Here is a 13,729-nt window from a genome sequence, read left to right as displayed (position 1 = left end):
CAGTTCCGATTTGTGAAGGAAACTGCATCGCGGCGTTAGGCTAGTTTCGGATTTCGACAGGCCCAGGATGGAGTGCTAGCCGCCGCTCAGGCCGCGAACTGCCCGTAAGGTACGCTGTTGCGGGCGCTGCGCAGGGCGCTCGCCCACCAGTGCAATTGCCCGAGCATCGTCGCCATCGCCCGTTCGGCCCGTTCCGCATCGGCGAGCCGGCCTGCCTCGTCGAACTGGTTCCAGGCATTGGCGAAGCAGACGCCGTCGCGGATCGTCGCGGCATGCAGCTCGGCGAAGACGAGCCGGAGCTGCTCGACGGCCCGCAGGCCTCCCGAGACACCGCCATAGGAGACGAAGGCGACCGGCTTGCCGCGCCATTCGGGGCCGGTATCATCGATGATCGCCTTCAGCGGCGCCGGAAAGCTCCGGTTGTATTCCGGCGTCACCACGATGAAGGCATCGGCGCGGCCGAGCCTCGCCTTGACCTCGGCGAGGTCGTGCGCGGCCGGATCGACCGCTTCCACCGAGAATGGGCCTTCGCCCTCGACCTGCGCCAGAGTCCAGCCGGCGATCTTGTCGCAAAGGCGGCCTTCGCGGGAGCTGCCGTAGATCACGGCGAGGTGGATGGAGTGGGTGAGCCGACGATGCATGGGAGCGCTCCTTGGGCTGGCGAACCAGCGGAGCACACCGTATAAGACCTCAACTAAGGTTGAGGTCAAGCGCCGTGGTCGCAAAGGCACGCAGGGTTTTCGCGGAGGATCTGAGCGTCGGCGAGGTGGCGCGGCGTAGCGGCCTTGCCGTCTCGGCCCTGCATTTCTACGAGGCGGAAGGGCTGATCCGCAGCCGCCGCAGCGCCGGCAACCAGCGCCGTTATGCGCGCGAGGTCCTGCGCCGGGTCGCGATCATCAAGGTCGCCCAGCGCACCGGCATTCCGCTCAAGACCATCCGCGAGGCCTTCCAGACCCTGCCGGCCGAACGCACCCCGACGGCCGAGGACTGGAGCCGACTCTCCGCGGCGTGGAAGCTCGAGCTGGAGCGTCGGATCGACCGCCTGACCCGGCTGCGCGACCATCTCACCGACTGCATCGGCTGCGGCTGCCTCTCGGTGAAGAGCTGTCCGCTCCACAATCCCTGGGACGAGCTCGGTCAGCAGGGGCCGGGGCCGCGCCTGCTCGATCCGGATTGAGATTGCTGCGGTGGCGCAGATGCCGTGCGCTACCGTCATGGTCGGGCTTGTCCCGACCATCCACATCTGCCTTTTTGCAGTACGGCGTTCAGGACGTGGATGCTCGCCCCAAGGGCGAGCATGACGCGCTGGGGCAATGTCGTGCGGAGAGTCTAGACGCTTTACGCAGCGCCCAGGAAAGACGGGTTCAGCCCGCCTTGTAGAGCTTTTCCAGCGGGAATTTCGCGACATCTGCCAGAAGTTCCACGAAGCCTTTCGCCTGGAACTCGGCCGTCGCCTTGCCCTTTTCGGCCGTGGCGAGGCTGGCATCGCCGACCGCGCCGGACGGATTCACGTCCTGCGCCATCCAGGCGAAGGGGTGTGCCCCGGTCGGACGCAGCCACTTGTAGTCCTCGGCCATGGCGACCGTCAGCGGCTCGAAGCGGCCGGCCTTGCTCATGTCGACGAGGTCCGGCCGGAAATGCAGCATCAGCGCGGTCTCGACATCGCCGCCATGGATGCCGTGCAGCGCGTCCAGCGGCGCGAACAGGCCCGGCGGCAGGCCGAAATTGCTCCAGGAGGTCGAGACGGCAAGCATGCCGTGGGCGACGCGCAGTTCGCGGGCGACGACCTTCATCGGGTCGACATTGCCGCCATGCGAGGTGACGAGAACTAGCTTGCGCAGCCCGGCGCGCTTCACGCTCTCGCCGATCTCGATCCAGCTGCGGATCGCGCTTTCCCAGGAGAGGGTGAGCGTGCCCGGCGAGTGCAGGTGCTCGTTCGACTTGCAGATCGCCAGCGTCGGCAGCACGAGCACGTCGAGCCCGGCCGGAACCTGCGGCATCGCCAGCGCCAGCATCGCGTTCATCACGGTGGTGTCGACCGAGACGGGCAGATGCGGACCATGCTGCTCGATCGCCGCCAGCGGCAGCACGGCAAGGGTGGTTTCGGGCGAGAGACCCTGGAAATCGGTGGTCTTCAGATCGCCCCAGAAGCGCGCGCTCATCTCGTCTGGTCCTCGCTAGGCCGGGTCAGGTCCCGTCGCTGTCTTCTACATTGCAAAGACCGCGCTGGAACCCGCCTTTGCGCCATGGCAGCGAGGCAGGGCGCGAAGGCTTAGCTGTGGATCGCGCCGGATCGGGCGCCGCCATGCATGGACAAGCGCTGCCGAAGCCGCTGACTGGCGCTTGTGCGCCGGCTGAGCCGGGGGCATTCTCCGCCGGTCGCAGCCCAGCGCTCGTGCGTCGCCCACCGCGAGCCGCCACCATCAGTTGCGGAAGGGATTTCAGACATGACGATGAAGTATCGCCTCGATCGGCGCGCCGCGCTCGGTCTGCTCGGTGGTTCGGCCGCTTCGGTGCTGATCCCGGTTCCCGGCGCGCGCGTCAACGCGCAGACGCTCGACAAGGTCAGCTACCAGACCAATTGGCGCGCCCAGGGCGAGCATGGCGGCTTCTACCTCGCCGCCGCCAACGGCATCTACAAGAAGTACGGCCTCGACGTCGACATCCGCCCGGGTGGCCCGCAGCAGAACCCGACCCAGCTCCTGCTCGGCGGCCGCGTCGACATGATCATGGGCAATTCGCTGGAAGCGCTGCATTTCGCCAAGGAAGGCATTCCCTTCCTCTGCATCGCCTCGATCTTCCAGAAGGACCCGCAGGTCCTGATCTCGCATCCCGGCCAGGGCAATGATTCGCTCGCGGCCCTGAAGGACAAGCCGATCCTGATCGGCGCGCAGGGCCGGGTCGCTTTCTGGCCCTTCCTCAAGCTGAAATTCGGCTATCGCGACGAGCAGGTGCGGCCCTACACCTTCAACATGGCGCCCTTCCTGGCGGATAAGCGGCTTTCACAGCAGGGCTTCCTCTCCTCCGAGCCCTTCGCCATCCGCAAGGCCGGGGTCGAGCCGGTGGTGCATCTCCTCGCCGATGCCGGCTTCGAGAACTACAACACCACCATCACCATCTCGAAGAAGATGGTCGACGAGAAGAAGGATCTGGTCCAGCGCTTCGTCACCGCCTCGCTCGAGGGCTGGGCCGAGTATCTGAAGGGCGGACCGGGCATCGCCGCGGCCAATGCCCGGATCCTGAAGGACAATCCGGATATCGACCAGGAGAAGCTCGACTACGCCCTCAAGGCGATGACCGAGAACGGCATCGTCCTCTCCGGCGACGCGCTCACTCTGGGTATCGGTGCCATGACCGATGCGCGCTGGGAGCGCTTCTACAACAGCATGACGCAGGCCGGGGTCATTCCGGCCGGAGTGGATTTCCGCAAGGCCTACAGCCTGGAATTCGTCAACAAGGGCGTCGGCAAGGCCTGATCGTCGCGACCGCCCGGTTCCGCCGCCATCGGCCATCGCCGGCGGATGTGCGGGGAACCCTCCTGGGGATGGGTAGCCCGGAATGACCGCAGCGCGCTTTGCGCCGCGGCCCATCCGGGTTATCGCCATTCCAGACAAGCCCTAAGCGATTGGACCATCAGGCTTTGGACACGGCCTATCTGAGCACATCCCCGGCGGCATCGGCGAGCGGCACAAGCCCGCTGGTCAGCGTCCGCCGGGTCTCGAAGCAGTTCGCCAACGGCACGCTCGCCGTGCGCGATGTCGATCTCGACCTCGGCGCCGGCGAGTTCATCAGCCTGCTCGGCCCCTCCGGCTGCGGCAAGTCGACCTTGCTGCGCATGATCGCCGGCCTCGCCAGCCCCAGCACGGGCGCGATCGAATGGCGTGGCGCCGGACAGGACGGCGCAGCGGGCGCGCGGCCCGATCTCGGCTTCGTCTTCCAGGACCCGACGCTGATGCCCTGGGCCAACGCTCTGGCCAATGTCATGCTGCCGCTCAAACTCAAGCATGTTCCCAGGCGCGAGGCGGCCGAGCGTGCCGCCGAGATGCTGGCTCTGGTCGGCCTCAAGGGCTTCGAGAACTCCTATCCGCGCGAGCTCTCCGGCGGCATGAAGATGCGCGTTTCGATCGCCCGTGCGCTGGTGATGCGGCCGAAGATCCTGCTGATGGACGAGCCCTTCGCCGCGCTCGACGAGATCACCCGCCACCGCCTGAACGACGACTTGCTCCAGCTCTGGTGGAAGGAGCGCTTCACCGCGGTGTTCGTCACCCATTCGGTATTCGAGTCGGTCTACCTCTCGCAGCGCATCGTCGTGATGGCGGCGCGCCCCGGCCGGGTCATGGCCGATTTCGCGGTCGACGCGCCTTATCCGCGCGACGATCTGTTCCGTACCTCCGCCGACTATGCCAGCCTCTGCAGGCTCGCTTCCGGCCGGCTCAAGGAGGCCATCGGCTCATGAGCGCCCCCGCCACAGCCACAGCCTCCCCGGCCCATGACGGCACCGATGCCGAGGCCCGCCCGGTCCTCGATCGGGAGCCGCATCTCTTCGGCCTGCCGGCCAGCGCCTGGCCGCGCCTGCTGGCGCCGCTCTGCATCGGCGCCCTGGCGCTCGGGCTCTGGGAGTTTCTCGTCCGCTGGAACGAGGTGCCGTCCTATGTCCTGCCCGGGCCGCTGCTGATCGGGCAGACGCTGGTCGAGGACTGGTCGACGCTTTCCGGCTCGCTCTGGATCACCTTGCGCATCACCTTCATGGCGCTGGCGGCGGCGGTGTTCTTCGGCGTCACGCTCGCCGTGCTGTTCACCCAGTCGAAATGGCTGGAAATGGCGCTCTTGCCCTATGCGGTGATCCTGCAGGTGACGCCGATCGTCGCGATCGCGCCGCTGATCATCATCTGGGCCGGCGATATCGATCTTTCGCTCTTGATCTGCGCCTGGATCGTCGCCTTCTTCCCGATTCTCTCCAACACCATCCTCGGGCTGAACTCGGCCGACCACAATCTCGTCGACTATTTCAAGCTGCATGGCGCCACGCGCTGGCAGACGCTGCGCTTTCTCAAGCTGCCGGCGGCCCTGCCGTATTTCCTCGCCGGGTTGAAGATCTCGGGCGGGCTGGCGCTGATCGGCGCGGTCGTCGCCGAATTCGTCGCCGGCACCGGCGGCAGCGCTTCGGGGCTGGCCTATCGCATCCTGGAGTCCGGCTACCAGCTCAAGATCCCGCGGGTCTTCGCGGCGCTGATCATGATCTCGCTGACGGGCGTCGCGATCTTCCTGGCGACGAGCTGGATCTCGCATCTCCTGCTGCGGCGCTGGCACGAGAGCGCACTGAAGCGCGAGAACTGAAAGACGGGAACGGCCGGCTCAGGCGAAGAAACGCAGCCTTTCCTCGACCGGCAGCGAGCCGATCGCCCGCAGATCCGCCTCGGAATAGCTGATCTCGAGGCGCGCCGAGCTGCTCGGCGGCACGGCGGGAAACGCCTCCGCGGGCGCGCCGATATCGCTGAAGACGATGTCCTCGTCGACCATGGAACGGCCGGCCAACCGGCGCAGGCGCTGCCTGCCGGGCTGCGGCCCGTCCTGTGCCAGCGGTGCGCGCCTTTGCGTGTCGACTTCGACGATGTCGATATCGCCGGGATCGGTGAGCGGTTGGCGCAGTTGCAGCGGGGGGTGCGGCTCCGGGATTTCCACGATCACGGCGGCTGGCGTGGCCTCGAGCGGAACGGCCGTGCCCTCGACCAGGGCGCGCAGGCTGGAATCGAGCATGGCGACGGTGGCGGTCATCTTCTCGATCTGGTCCGCCGCCGCTTCGACGGTCGCCGTGGCGCCGTGGATCTCGGCGGCGCGACGGTCGAGCTTGTCGCAGATATCGGGGGCTGCGCCGCTCTCGCGCAGCGTCCAGGCCGCTTCCTGAATGGCTTCGGCGGCGCCGATGATACCGGAGGCGGCCTCCTGGATCCGGCCTGACAGCCGCGACGGGGCCGCGCTGCCGACGCGTTCTAGATCCTCGCGCAATTCCGCGATCGCGCGCGCCGCATCCGGGAAGCCGAGATTGGCTTCGAGCACGGCGGAAGGGGCAATCAGGAGCCGTTCGAGCCGGCCAATGGCCGAGAGCACCGTCTCGGTGTCGGATTGGCGGTTGCGCTTGGCGTATTCCGCGAGGAACCAGCGGCCGCGCCCGGTTTCCATGACCGCGGCCGAGATGGCTTCATAGTCCACTTCGCTCAGAGGTGTCAGCGAACGCGCATCGCTCATGGCAAGGCTGCTCTCCACGGGCTGGTCAAATCGAGTCGAGCCGATCGAAGATGGCCATCCGGCAATCTGCTGGTGATTCTTTAAGAAATCGCTGCCACGGCCATGTCCTCCTCGCCATATTCCGGGTTCGGTTCCGGGCGCTGGCTTGCTGCGCGCCTCTCCCTGATGCACGGGCTGAACTTCGTCGGCATCGGCTTCTATCTGCCGTTCTTCCCGGTCTGGCTCGGCGCGAAGGGGCTGAGCGATGTCGAGATCGGCTATGTCCTCGCCGTTCCCATCCTGGTGCGCGTCCTGGCGGCGTCGTGGATCACCGGCCTTGCTGACCGGCGCATCCCCCCGGTTCTGCTGCTGGCGCTGCTGAACGCCTGTGCCGCAGCGGCCTATTACACGCTGTCGAGGCTCGAAGGGCTGGTTCCGATCGCGCTCGTGACCACGCTCGCCGCGGTCGCGCTCTCGGGCGTCGTGCCGCTCGCCGACATCCTGACCACGACCCAGGTCCGCGCCGGCCGCCTGCGCGACTATGGCCGGGTCCGCCTCTGGGGCTCGGTCACCTTCGTGCTCGGCAATCTCGCCGGAGGCTATCTCGTGGCGCGCCATGGTGCCTGGCCGATACCGCTCGTTCTCGCGGGCTGCAGCCTGATGGCGGCGCTGGCGGCCTTGCAGGCTCCGCCGCCCCCGGCGGCGGCGGCCGAGGCGAGCGGGCGGGATATGCCCATCCGCGGCTTCTCGACCAGTTTCTGGCTGGCCATCATGGCCGCGGCCTGCGTCAACGCCACCCATGCCGCGCTCTATGCCTTCGGCTCGCTGCACTGGCGCAGTCTCGGCTTCAGCGACGAGCGCATCGGCTTTCTCTGGGCCATCGCGGTGGTCGCCGAGATCGGCGTCTTCCTCTTCGCCGGCGGCATTGCGGCCCGTGGCGTCGGCGGCCTGCGCTGGACCGTCATCGCCGCCATGGCGGCTGCGCTGCGCTTTGGTCTGATGGCCTTCGACCCCGGTTTCGCCTTCACCATCGGGCTCCAGCTCCTGCACGGCGTCAGCTTCGCCTGCGCGCATCTGGGCGCGCTCGCCGCGGTCTCGGCTCTGGCTCCGGAGGCGCGCCGGGCGGCGGCGCAGGGGCGTCTCGTGGCTGTCGGTGCGCTGGCGATGGGAACCCTGACCGTGCTCGCCGGCTATCTCTACCGGCTTCTCGGCCCGGGTGTCTTCCTGGCCATGGTTCCGGTCGCGCTGGTCGGGGCCGGGCTCGCGACGCTTGCCATTGCGGGGTTGCGCGGCGATACAGGCCGGGGGGCGACAGATTCGATCGCAAGAGGCCGGTAAACCCTCATGACCGCCGTCGACGACGCTGAACCGCAAGCGGTCTATCGCGATGAGGGCGGAGTCCTGGCTGTCGCGCTCACCGGCAATTGGAGCGCCGATCGCGCTCCGCGTCTGGAAGCGCTCGTTGCCGAGATCGGCGAGCGCGTCGCAGCGGTCCGGCAGGCGCAGCTCGATCTCTCGGCTATTTCCCGTCTCGATACGCTCGGCGCCTACCTCCTCGCCCGCCTCAAGGATATCGGCGAGACCAGTGGCGCGAAGGTCGAGCTCGCCAGCCGCCGCCCCGAGCACGGCGTGTTGCTGGGCGAGGTCGCTCTGCGCTCCTCCGACTACAAGGCGCCGGGTAAGCCGATCGGGCTGGTCACCGTCCTCGTCAATGTCGGCAAGGCCATCACCAATTTCGGCCGTGACCTGGTCGGAGGCGCCGTTTTTCTCGGCGAGGTGATGATCGCCTGCGGCGGGGCGCTGTTCGGGCCGCGCAAGTTTCGCGGCCCGTCCCTGATCAACCAGATCGAGCTGATCGCCTTCAGCGGCGCGCCGATCATCATCCTGATTTCGTTCCTGGTCGGCTGTATCGTCGCGCAGCAGGGCATCTTCCAGCTGCAGCAGTTCGGCGCCGCCGCTTTCGTGGTCAACCTGACCGGCATCCTGATCCTGCGCGAGCTTGCCGTGCTCCTGACCTCGATCATGGTCGCCGGGCGCTCCGGCTCGGCCTTCACCGCCGAGATCGGCTCGATGAAGATGCGCGAGGAGATCGATGCGCTGCGGGTGATGGGGCTCGAGCCGATCGAGGTCCTGGTCGTGCCGCGCATCCTGGCGCTGATGATCTCGCTGCCGATCCTGACCTTCATCTCCGCGATGGCGGGGCTGGTCGGTGCCGGGCTCGTCTCCTGGCTTTATGGGGGCATCGGCCCCGACACCTTTCTCGCCAGGCTGAAATCGGTGATCACCTGGCAGCATTTCGCTGTCGGCCTCATCAAGGCGCCGTTCATGGCCTTCGTCATCGGCCTGATCGCCTCGATCGAAGGGCTTGCCGTGAAGGGCTCGGCCGAATCGCTCGGGCGCCAGGTCACGGCCTCGGTGGTGAAGGCGATCTTCATGGTCATCGTCGTCGACGGGCTTTTCGCCATGTTCTTCGCCTCGATCAGTTTCTGAAGGGCAGGGCGATGGCGGAGCAGGGGGATCTGGCAATGCCTATGGCCGCGAGGGAGCCTGCCTCTGCCGGCGCCGGCGAGCCCGTTATTCGCGTGTGCAATCTCAAGGTCGCGTTCGGCGAGAAGGTCATCATGGATGGCTTGAACCTCGAGGTGATGCGCGGCGAGATTCTCGGCTTTGTCGGCGGTTCCGGGCAGGGTAAATCGGTGCTGACGCGCACCATTCTCGGTCTCGTCGGCAAGCAGCGCGGGACGATCGAGGTCTTCGGCGAGGATGTCGACCGGCTCGACGCACGTGGCCGCCGGACGCTCGAGCGGCGCTTCGGCGTGATGTTCCAGCATGGCGCGCTGTTCTCGGCACTGAGCGTCAAGCAGAACATCCAGCTGCCGATGCGGGAATATCTCAAGCTTTCGCCGAAGCTGCTCGACGAGCTCGCCATGCTCAAGATCGAGATGGTCGGCCTGCCGCCGGACGCCGCCGACAAGACGCCCTCGGAGCTCTCCGGCGGCATGATCAAGCGGGCCGCACTCGCCCGCGCGCTCGCCCTCGACCCCGAGATCGTGTTCCTCGACGAGCCGACATCCGGACTCGACCCGATCGGCGCCGCCGATTTCGACGAACTGATCATGACGCTGAAGCAGACTTTGGGACTGACCGTGTTCATGGTAACGCATGATTTGGACAGTCTCTTCGTTGCGTGCGACAGAATAGCCGCCCTGGCGGATAAGCGTGTCATCGCGGTCGGTTCGCTCGCTGACATGCTGGCCTGCGACCATCCCTGGCTGAAAGCCTATTTCGGCGGCGAGCGGGCCCGGGCCCGATTGCCGCAAGACAGTATGAGGACCTGACGGAGCAACATGGAGTCTCGCGCCAACTATGCTCTGGTCGGTCTTTTCACGCTCGCAGTGATCGCGGCGATGTTCGGCTTCGTCTATTGGTTCGGCAGCGGCGGCTCCGGCCGCAAGCAGGACGTCCGGGTGATCTTCACGGGGTCGGTGACCGGGCTGGCGCGCGGTTCGAGCGTGCTCTTCAACGGCCTGCGCGTCGGCGAGGTCAAGCAGATCGGGCTCCAGCCTGACGACCCCAGTCGCATCTACGGGGTGATCGAGGTCGAGAACACAACCCCGCTGCGGATCGACACGCGGGCCCGCATCGAGGCGCAGGGGCTGGCCGGCGTGGTCGCCTTGCAATTGATCGGCGGCCAGCAGGATGCGCCGGTTCTCCAGGCGAAGCAGGGCGAGGCGCTGCCGACGATCTACGCCGACCGCTCGGAGTTCCAGGACATCATCGAATCCGTGCGCAATGTCGCGCAGAAGGCGGACGAGGTGCTCGGCAGCCTGGATGGCCTGATCAAGGAGAATTCCGGCTCGATCACCAACACCGTTCGCAACGTCGAGAAGTTCTCGGCGGCTCTCGGGAATAACGCCGACGGCATCGACAAGCTGATGGCGAGCTTCGGGCAGATCGCCGAGACGATCTCGCCGCTGACGCAGAAGCTCGGCGTGCTCAGCGAAGAGCTGACGGAGGTTGTCCGCTCGGTCGACGACCAGAAGATCTCCAACATTATCAATAATATCGACAAGTTCACCGCGGCCCTCGGCGGCTCCAGCAACGACGTTTCGAAGGTGGTTAGCGATGTCGCCTCGATCACCGAGAAGCTCAACCGGGCTGCCGATCAGGTCGAAGGCGTGCTCAAGGCAGCGCAGTCCTTCCTTAATGCCGAGGACGGGCAGGGTGCTCTCGCCGAGGTCGGCAATGCCGCAAAGTCGATTCGCGTCCTCGCCGACAATCTCGACAAGCGCACGGCCGAGATCACCACCGGGATCAACCGCTTCACCGGCCCCGGCCTGCGCGATCTGGAAACGCTGGCGTCCGACGGCAAGCGGACTCTCTCCGAAGTGAACCGAACTTTGCGCAGCTTCGAGCGTAATCCCCAGCAGTTCATCTTCGGCGGTCGCCCGCCGCTTCCCCAATATGGTGGATCGCGCTAGTTCGATGCTGATGCCCAGCCCGCTTTCGTCGCTCTCCGCTCGCGCGCGTGCCGCTTCCGGCGCGATCGCGGTCGCCCTGCTGCTGGCAGGCTGCGGCGGCGGCCCGACACCGACGACCTTCGATCTCTCGGCGCCGCGTGATTTCGGCCGCGTCGGCGGCTCGCAGGCGGCCCTCGTCGTCGCCGAGCCGACAACGGTGCAGGCTCTCGATTCCGATCGGCTCATCGTCAAGGATTCCGCCGGCGCGCTGTCCTTCCTCGGCAGCGCGCAATGGGCCGACCGCGTGCCGCGGCTGGTCCAGACCCGGCTGATCCAGACCTTCGAGAACGGCAGCCGGATCGCTGCGGTCAGCCGGCCGGGCGAGCGCATGGTGCCGGATGTCCAGCTCAACACCGACATTCGCAGCTTCAACATCTATGCCGCGAGCGGCCAGGCCGTGGTCGAGATCACCGCCAAGCTGGTCGGCGACCGCACCGGCAAGATCCAGCGGGCCAAGCTGTTCTCGGCGCGGGTGCCGGCCGGCACGGCCGACGGGGCTGCCGCGGCCCATGCGCTCGACAAGGCGCTGTCGCAGGTGCTGATCGAGATCGTGCGCTGGGCCGGCCGCGGCTGACACCGATGCGTGGGGCGGCGCCTGTCGTCTTGCCCAAGGCCCTGCACGAGACGCTCGCCGCCGCCGCCGGCATCATGGCCGTCGCACGGGAGCCGTGGTGGGTCATCGCCAGCGCAGCCATCGCCTTGCATGGCGGGCGCGTGAGCGACGTCGCCGACGTCGATATCCTGGCCAGCGTCGCGGATGCGAGGCGCGTCGCGCGCCAGCTCGGTCTTGAACTGCGTGCTCCCGCGCCGCATCCCCGGTTCCGCTCCGAGGTCTATCTCTCCTGGGGCGGTGCTCCGCTTCCCGTCGAGTTCATGGCCGGCTTCGCGGTCCGCGCCGGAGACGCCTGGCGCGAGATCGTTCCCGCGACGCGGCAGGTCGTCCGGGTCGGCGGCGTCGCGCTCCCTGTTCCCGAACGCGAGGAGCTGCGCGCGATCGTCGAGAGCTTCGGGCGGGCCAAGGACCTGCGGCGCGTCGACCTCCTGCCGCGAGATTGAGTGCGAAGCGGGTACCGGTTCGCGTGAGGAAAAAGGCGATAAAACAAACGGATAGAGAATTTCCGCGGCCCGGTATCGCGGAGGTGCTCTAGGTGCCGCAGAAAGTCGCCAGAACGCGCTCATGGGCGGCCGGCGGCAAGGCATAGCTCTCGCGCCCCGGCTGCTCCTCATAGGGCCTCGCCAGCACGGAAAGCAGTTCCTCGAAGGGGGCGAGGTCGTCCCGTTCCTCAGCTGCCTGGATCACCGCTTCGATACGGTGGTTGCGCGAGATGAAGAGCGGATTGACGGAGCGCATCGCCGCCCGACGCGCCTCGGCCTCGGCCGCGAGCGCCTCCTTCTGCAGCCGCTGGCGCCAGCGGCTTTCCCAGCCATCGAATTCGGCGGGGGTCTCGAACAGGTCGCGGCAGGCCTCGCCATCGGCGAGGGAGGTGGTGTCCTGGCCAAGCCGTCGGAAGGTCAGAGTGAAGTCGGCCTTGCCGCGCTGCATCGTTTCCAGCAGCGTCCTGATCAGTTCGATGTCCTCGGGCTCTTCCGTGGCGAGGCCGAGCTTGCGGCGGAAGCCGGTGACGAGCCCGCGCTGGAACAGGGGCTCGAAGCGGTCGAGCGCCGCCTGCGCGATCGGAATCGCCTGATCGACATCCTCGGCCAGCAGGGGCAGCAGCGCCTCGGCGAAGCGGGTCAGGTTCCAGCGCGCGATCGCCGACTGGTTGCCATAGGCGTAGCGGCCATGCTCGTCGATCGAGCTGAACACCGTGCCGGCATCATAGCTGTCCATGAAGGCGCACGGCCCGTAATCGATGGTCTCGCCGGCGATCGACATGTTGTCGGTGTTCATGACGCCGTGGATGAAGCCGATCAGCAGCCATTGCCCGACGAGCGCGGCCTGCGCCGCGATGACGGCCTCGAGCAGACGGAGATAGGGCGCCTCGTTGTCGGCGCAATCCGGATAGTGCCGGGCGATCGCGTGGTCCGCGAGCACGCGCAGGCCCTCGGCGTCGCCGCGTGCCGCGAAGAACTGGAAGGTGCCGATCCTGATATGGCTGGCGGCGACGCGCGTCAGGATGGCGCCGGGCAGGGGACGCTCCCGTCTGACCCAATCCCCCGTCCGCACTGCCGCGAGCGCCCGCGTCGTCGGGATGCCGAGTGCCGCCATCGCCTCGCCGACGATGTACTCGCGCAGAACCGGCCCGAGCGCCGCCCGGCCGTCTCCCCGGCGCGAGAACGGCGTCGGGCCCGCGCCTTTGAGCTGGATGTCGCGACGGCGGCCCTCGCGGTCGACCACTTCGCCGAGCAGGATGGCGCGGCCGTCGCCGAGCTGCGGGTTGAAGCCACCGAACTGGTGTCCGGCATAGGCGGTCGCGATCGGCATTGCCCCCTCGACGAGGCTGTTGCCAGCCAGCATCGCAACGCCCTGTGGGCTGCTCAGCCAGGCCGGGTCGAGGCCGAGCTCCGTCGCCAGCGCCTCGTTGAGCTTGATGAGGCGCGGCGCGCTGACTGCCGTCGGCTCGACTGAGGCGAAAAAGCGCGGGGGAAGCCGCGCATAGGAGTTGTCGAAAGCGATCCTGCTCATTGCTCGTAGATAGTCCGGGCTATCGGCTTCGCAAAGGGACGGCGCCCGCGCGCTGCCAGCGCTAGCCGCTGGCAAGAAGAAGGCGTGGGGCCTGCGTGTCGCAAAGCGTTGCGGCATGGCCAAGGCGATGATTGGCCGTAGCGCGCCGATCATCGGCTATTCTGCATCGGAGGTGGGTCGACCGCCGTGGCGGGACTTTCCGCTCTCGACCGATATCGTTGAAAAAGTCGGCCATTTGAGCGCTGCTGCCGGGCGGCGGATCTGGCCGATCGAGGCTCGCCTTCTCATGCGGCCCTGATCTGTGGCCCGTTCGGAAGGAGCTTTGCGAGTTTCCTGAGGTTCTGGGCGGCAGCGGCGA

At 67.2% G+C, this 13,729-nt stretch carries 15 protein-coding genes; 11 read left to right on the top strand and 4 right to left on the bottom strand.

From position 1 onward, the window contains the following. Nucleotides 1-86: 86 nt before the first annotated feature. Complete coding sequence (locus J0J10_RS24440; protein WP_291649950.1) at nucleotides 87-641, bottom strand: NADPH-dependent FMN reductase; 555 nt, start codon at nucleotides 639-641, stop codon at nucleotides 87-89. A 74-nt stretch (nucleotides 642-715) separates the two neighbouring features. Between J0J10_RS24440 and soxR the strand changes: the two genes are divergently transcribed. Further along, a complete protein-coding gene (soxR, locus tag J0J10_RS24435; RefSeq protein WP_291634102.1) occupies nucleotides 716-1,177 on the top strand; it encodes a redox-sensitive transcriptional activator SoxR in 462 nt (153 codons plus the stop codon). A 187-nt stretch (nucleotides 1,178-1,364) separates the two neighbouring features. Here the strand turns inward: soxR and J0J10_RS24430 are convergent, their stop codons facing one another. Beyond that, the gene (locus J0J10_RS24430) at nucleotides 1,365-2,162 is read right to left on the bottom strand and encodes a creatininase family protein (protein ID WP_291649948.1); all 798 of its coding nucleotides are present in this window, start codon (nucleotides 2,160-2,162) and stop codon (nucleotides 1,365-1,367) included. Between the two features lie 285 nt (nucleotides 2,163-2,447). Here J0J10_RS24430 and J0J10_RS24425 point away from each other — a divergent pair, with 285 nt between their 5' ends. The 3 genes from J0J10_RS24425 (at nucleotide 2,448) to J0J10_RS24415 (ending at nucleotide 5,337) form a co-directional block, all read left to right on the top strand. Next, the gene (locus J0J10_RS24425) at nucleotides 2,448-3,476 is read left to right on the top strand and encodes an ABC transporter substrate-binding protein (protein ID WP_291634106.1); all 1,029 of its coding nucleotides are present in this window, start codon (nucleotides 2,448-2,450) and stop codon (nucleotides 3,474-3,476) included. Between the two features lie 164 nt (nucleotides 3,477-3,640). After that, the gene (locus J0J10_RS24420) at nucleotides 3,641-4,456 is read left to right on the top strand and encodes an ABC transporter ATP-binding protein (RefSeq protein WP_291649947.1); all 816 of its coding nucleotides are present in this window, start codon (nucleotides 3,641-3,643) and stop codon (nucleotides 4,454-4,456) included. Further along, the gene (locus J0J10_RS24415; protein ID WP_291649945.1) at nucleotides 4,453-5,337 is read left to right on the top strand and encodes an ABC transporter permease; all 885 of its coding nucleotides are present in this window, start codon (nucleotides 4,453-4,455) and stop codon (nucleotides 5,335-5,337) included. The genes J0J10_RS24420 and J0J10_RS24415 overlap by 4 nt, the downstream gene beginning before the upstream one ends. An 18-nt stretch (nucleotides 5,338-5,355) precedes the next feature. Here the strand turns inward: J0J10_RS24415 and J0J10_RS24410 are convergent, their stop codons facing one another. Beyond that, entirely contained in the window at nucleotides 5,356-6,246 is an 891-nt protein-coding gene (locus tag J0J10_RS24410; protein ID WP_291649943.1) for a hypothetical protein, read from the bottom strand. Nucleotides 6,247-6,348: 102 nt separating this feature from the next. Between J0J10_RS24410 and J0J10_RS24405 the strand changes: the two genes are divergently transcribed. Genes J0J10_RS24405 through J0J10_RS24380 form a run of 6 tightly spaced genes read left to right on the top strand, consistent with a single transcriptional unit; the run spans nucleotide 6,349 to nucleotide 11,801 of the window. Continuing rightward, nucleotides 6,349-7,563 carry an MFS transporter gene (locus J0J10_RS24405; RefSeq protein ID WP_291649941.1) on the top strand — a complete coding sequence of 405 codons (1,215 nt, stop codon included), beginning with the start codon at nucleotides 6,349-6,351 and terminating at the stop codon, nucleotides 7,561-7,563. 6 nt (nucleotides 7,564-7,569) lie between these two features. After that, the gene (locus J0J10_RS24400) at nucleotides 7,570-8,715 is read left to right on the top strand and encodes an ABC transporter permease (protein ID WP_291649939.1); all 1,146 of its coding nucleotides are present in this window, start codon (nucleotides 7,570-7,572) and stop codon (nucleotides 8,713-8,715) included. A 35-nt stretch (nucleotides 8,716-8,750) separates the two neighbouring features. Further along, nucleotides 8,751-9,563 carry an ABC transporter ATP-binding protein gene (locus tag J0J10_RS24395; protein ID WP_291649937.1) on the top strand — a complete coding sequence of 271 codons (813 nt, stop codon included), beginning with the start codon at nucleotides 8,751-8,753 and terminating at the stop codon, nucleotides 9,561-9,563. 9 nt (nucleotides 9,564-9,572) lie between these two features. Next, entirely contained in the window at nucleotides 9,573-10,706 is a 1,134-nt protein-coding gene (locus J0J10_RS24390) for an MlaD family protein (protein ID WP_291649935.1), read from the top strand. A 4-nt stretch (nucleotides 10,707-10,710) separates the two neighbouring features. Next, entirely contained in the window at nucleotides 10,711-11,319 is a 609-nt protein-coding gene (locus J0J10_RS24385) for an ABC-type transport auxiliary lipoprotein family protein (protein ID WP_291649933.1), read from the top strand. Between the two features lie 29 nt (nucleotides 11,320-11,348). Next, nucleotides 11,349-11,801: a hypothetical protein gene (locus J0J10_RS24380; protein WP_291649931.1), complete on the top strand. Its 453-nt coding sequence runs from the start codon at nucleotides 11,349-11,351 to the stop codon at nucleotides 11,799-11,801. A gap of 88 nt (nucleotides 11,802-11,889) precedes the next feature. On the opposite strand, the gene J0J10_RS24375 is transcribed toward J0J10_RS24380, so the two are convergent. Further along, nucleotides 11,890-13,371 (bottom strand): protein adenylyltransferase SelO, encoded by a 1,482-nt coding sequence (locus tag J0J10_RS24375; protein ID WP_291649929.1) that lies wholly within the window; start codon nucleotides 13,369-13,371, stop codon nucleotides 11,890-11,892. Nucleotides 13,372-13,486: 115 nt separating this feature from the next. On the opposite strand from J0J10_RS24375, the gene J0J10_RS24370 reads away from it, so the two are divergent. Next, nucleotides 13,487-13,669 (top strand): hypothetical protein, encoded by a 183-nt coding sequence (locus tag J0J10_RS24370; protein ID WP_291649927.1) that lies wholly within the window; start codon nucleotides 13,487-13,489, stop codon nucleotides 13,667-13,669. Nucleotides 13,670-13,729 lie beyond the last annotated feature (60 nt).

The organism is Allobosea sp. (assembly GCF_017308075.1).
Taxonomy (GTDB): domain Bacteria; phylum Pseudomonadota; class Alphaproteobacteria; order Rhizobiales; family Beijerinckiaceae; genus Allobosea.
Note: the sequence above shows the minus strand (reverse complement) of the source record. Positions and strands in the feature narration are given on the sequence as shown.

Excerpts from the sequence above, each read along its gene's own strand:
- J0J10_RS24400 (WP_291649939.1), top strand. The coding sequence starts at position 7,570 with ATGACCGCCGTCGACGACGCTGAACCGCAAGCGGTCTATCGCGATGAG.
- J0J10_RS24405 (WP_291649941.1), top strand. The coding sequence starts at position 6,349 with ATGTCCTCCTCGCCATATTCCGGGTTCGGTTCCGGGCGCTGGCTTGCT.
- J0J10_RS24430 (WP_291649948.1), bottom strand. The coding sequence starts at position 2,162 with ATGAGCGCGCGCTTCTGGGGCGATCTGAAGACCACCGATTTCCAGGGT.
- J0J10_RS24415 (WP_291649945.1), top strand. The coding sequence starts at position 4,453 with ATGAGCGCCCCCGCCACAGCCACAGCCTCCCCGGCCCATGACGGCACC.
- J0J10_RS24375 (WP_291649929.1), bottom strand. The coding sequence starts at position 13,371 with ATGAGCAGGATCGCTTTCGACAACTCCTATGCGCGGCTTCCCCCGCGC.
- J0J10_RS24370 (WP_291649927.1), top strand. The coding sequence starts at position 13,487 with ATGGCCAAGGCGATGATTGGCCGTAGCGCGCCGATCATCGGCTATTCT.
- J0J10_RS24390 (WP_291649935.1), top strand. The coding sequence starts at position 9,573 with ATGGAGTCTCGCGCCAACTATGCTCTGGTCGGTCTTTTCACGCTCGCA.
- J0J10_RS24395 (WP_291649937.1), top strand. The coding sequence starts at position 8,751 with ATGCCTATGGCCGCGAGGGAGCCTGCCTCTGCCGGCGCCGGCGAGCCC.
- J0J10_RS24385 (WP_291649933.1), top strand. The coding sequence starts at position 10,711 with ATGCTGATGCCCAGCCCGCTTTCGTCGCTCTCCGCTCGCGCGCGTGCC.
- J0J10_RS24425 (WP_291634106.1), top strand. The coding sequence starts at position 2,448 with ATGACGATGAAGTATCGCCTCGATCGGCGCGCCGCGCTCGGTCTGCTC.
- J0J10_RS24440 (WP_291649950.1), bottom strand. The coding sequence starts at position 641 with ATGCATCGTCGGCTCACCCACTCCATCCACCTCGCCGTGATCTACGGC.
- J0J10_RS24410 (WP_291649943.1), bottom strand. The coding sequence starts at position 6,246 with ATGAGCGATGCGCGTTCGCTGACACCTCTGAGCGAAGTGGACTATGAA.